The sequence below is a fragment of the Vallitalea sp. genome (assembly GCF_025211055.1).
Classification (GTDB): Bacteria; Bacillota; Clostridia; order Lachnospirales; family Vallitaleaceae; genus Vallitalea.
In genome coordinates this window covers 1-2,584 of record NZ_JAOARO010000028.1, presented here as the reverse complement: position 1 = coordinate 2,584, position 2,584 = coordinate 1, and the positions used below count along the sequence as shown (strand labels likewise).

General features: G+C 27.3%; 1 protein-coding gene. It reads right to left on the bottom strand.

Going from position 1 to position 2,584, the window contains the following annotated elements; translation table 11 throughout:
- Positions 1 to 348 precede the first annotated feature (348 nt).
- Positions 349 to 2,097 carry a hypothetical protein gene (locus N4A55_RS03625; RefSeq protein ID WP_293754143.1) on the bottom strand — a complete coding sequence of 583 codons (1,749 nt, stop codon included), beginning with the start codon at positions 2,095 to 2,097 and terminating at the stop codon, positions 349 to 351.
- Positions 2,098 to 2,584 lie beyond the last annotated feature (487 nt).

Here is a 2,584-nt window from a genome sequence, read left to right as displayed (position 1 = left end):
TAATGAGCCTTAAACAGCTAATGCTGTAAAGGCTCATTCATTTTGTATAGCTAATACTATTAAATCATACTAGATAGTCGGGAATATTTCGTACTTTTTGGTTTCATAGTCAGAAACTAAGAAGCTAGGGTCGAAAGCCTATGAAGCGGTTTTTGGGTCTTTCGGCGGAAAAGCTTTTTGGGTCTTCCTTATGGGTCAAAAAACAAGAACCATATCAGTCATGGCCTGACATAAAAAATAAGAGAATAATCTTATTTCATAAAGCTAGAGAAAATCTTATGTACGCATTAAATATTTTCTAATAGTCCCTTAACAATTGTAAAACACAATAGAGAATCATATTTAATTCTATAAGTATATATATCTTGGCTTACATATATCAATCGGTGATGAATCTCTATCTTGTAATATTTTAAGATAATCAGTATAAGTATAATTAATAGAATTTAGTATTTCTGTTATATTAATGTTAATATCTTTATTCTTATAGTATATTATCACTCCTAAGAGACCATTATTATATTGATAAAGCCTTAAGGCTTTATGATTTAAATTTATTTTTACTTTTTGTCCAGAATGAATCAAAATATTCCTAGTTCTATAAATACGAATTAGGTCATTCTCTATTTCTTCATTCTTTTGGATAATAAATTTATGCCTTTTTTCTTTATCGTTAAGCAGTAATCCAATTTCAGCTATTTCTTTCTTTAGTAGGTCATTAAATTCAAATAAATCAATTATCTTTTCGCCCTGTTTTTGCAAGTAATCAATGAACGATTCAAGGTCATATTCATAATTTTCTCCATTTTTAGTACACTCTTTAATCATATTCATGATTTCTTGATTAAGACTGTTATATCGATATAGATTAGCCCAAAAAGTATTAATTTTATCTTTTATTACATAGAGGCTTATTAGTTTTGGAATAATATCACATACTTTACTAATAATACTTGCTCCCTCATGAAATGTAAGTATGTATTCTAATACCGACCATAAGTTTATTAGTTTATTTTCAGCAGATTGATTACTTTGTCCTTTTACTATATTAAGAGCTCTTTGAAGTACAATTATCTCGTTTGATTCTATGTTTTGGCGAATTATTTCGTTTCGATACTTTAAGAAATCTTGAAGGTCTGCTTTTTCTCTTTGCTCTATCCCCTTAAACAGTTTATCTTTTGACTCTATTCTCATTTTTATGTAATTGATGGAATCAGTTTCAGCCACTACTTTTTCCAACACAACTAACTTTTGATTATTTTCTAGAAAACAATTTATTTGGTAATATGATTCTATGGATTCTACCAAAATCTCAAGCCCTTTAAACACGTCCATAGAATATACTTGAAGTTTATATAGATAATGACTATTGCTATTATCTATATATTTTACTAGAGTCTTATCGTCATTAAATGTTAAAGAGGTATAATCAATTTTTTTAGCATCAAATTTATTTGCCAGAAAACATTCTTCATCTTGATTTATCTTTAGTACATTGACATAATAATAAAATACTTTTTTGTTTCTTTTCAATTCCTTAAATTTTTCTAGTTGTTCTATAATATTTTCTGTTGTAATATCACTAATATTAATATTATGCCTATACCATTCTTTGAGATATTCTAATGAATATCCTTCATATATTAATTCCATAATAAATAATTGCAATGCGTTTTCGATATGATTATAGGTCTTTTTATGTTTAACGGCTTCAATAATTTCTGAATATATATTATGATTGTTAATTTTTTTAATCAATGCTGTACAAGCGTTGTATATTTTACAAAGATTATTTTTCTTATTAGCATAATCATCAATCTCTGTAATTAAATACCTTATTTCTTTACGATACATATCTGATGACTGTAGAATAGTAAATGATAGGAAATACTTAATAGCTGTTAATGAATTTTTAAGCGCTTTTAACCATTTATCATTGTCCAAACTATTATGGACATCATTATATATATCAATATAATCATACATAAGCTCTCGCATACTAGGAATATAGGTTTTTGCTAATATCTTATTCCGATTTTCTATGTAATTTCTAAAACCAACAATAAAATACCTTCTTGCAGAATATTCTTTGTCCATTTTTAAACATCTCCTCAATTATTTCTTGACAAAAAACATGTATATGGTATAATATTTATACATAAACTATATTGAAAAGATGAGTGCAGCCTTTGGAATGGGTTACCTAGGTAATTCCCCCAAAGATACTTGCACTCTTTTATATATCTTTTAATAATAATTGTCAAATTTATACTAGTATATCCTATTTTGTTACATATTACAATAATATTTATGGTAGAATTTTTATGAAATAAGATTATTCTCTTATTTTTTATGTCAGGCCATGACTGATATGGTTCTTGTTTTTTGACCCATAAGGAAGACCCAAAAAGCTTTTCCGCCGAAAGACCCAAAAACCGCTTCGTAGGCTTTCGACCCTAGCTTCTTAGTTTCTGACTATGAAACCAAAAAGTACGAAATATTCCCGACTATCTAGTATGATTTAATAGTATTAGCTATACAAAATGAATGAGCCTTTACAGCATTAGCTGTTTAAGGCTCATTA

Excerpts from the sequence above, each read along its gene's own strand:
- N4A55_RS03625 (WP_293754143.1), bottom strand. The coding sequence starts at position 2,097 with ATGGACAAAGAATATTCTGCAAGAAGGTATTTTATTGTTGGTTTTAGA.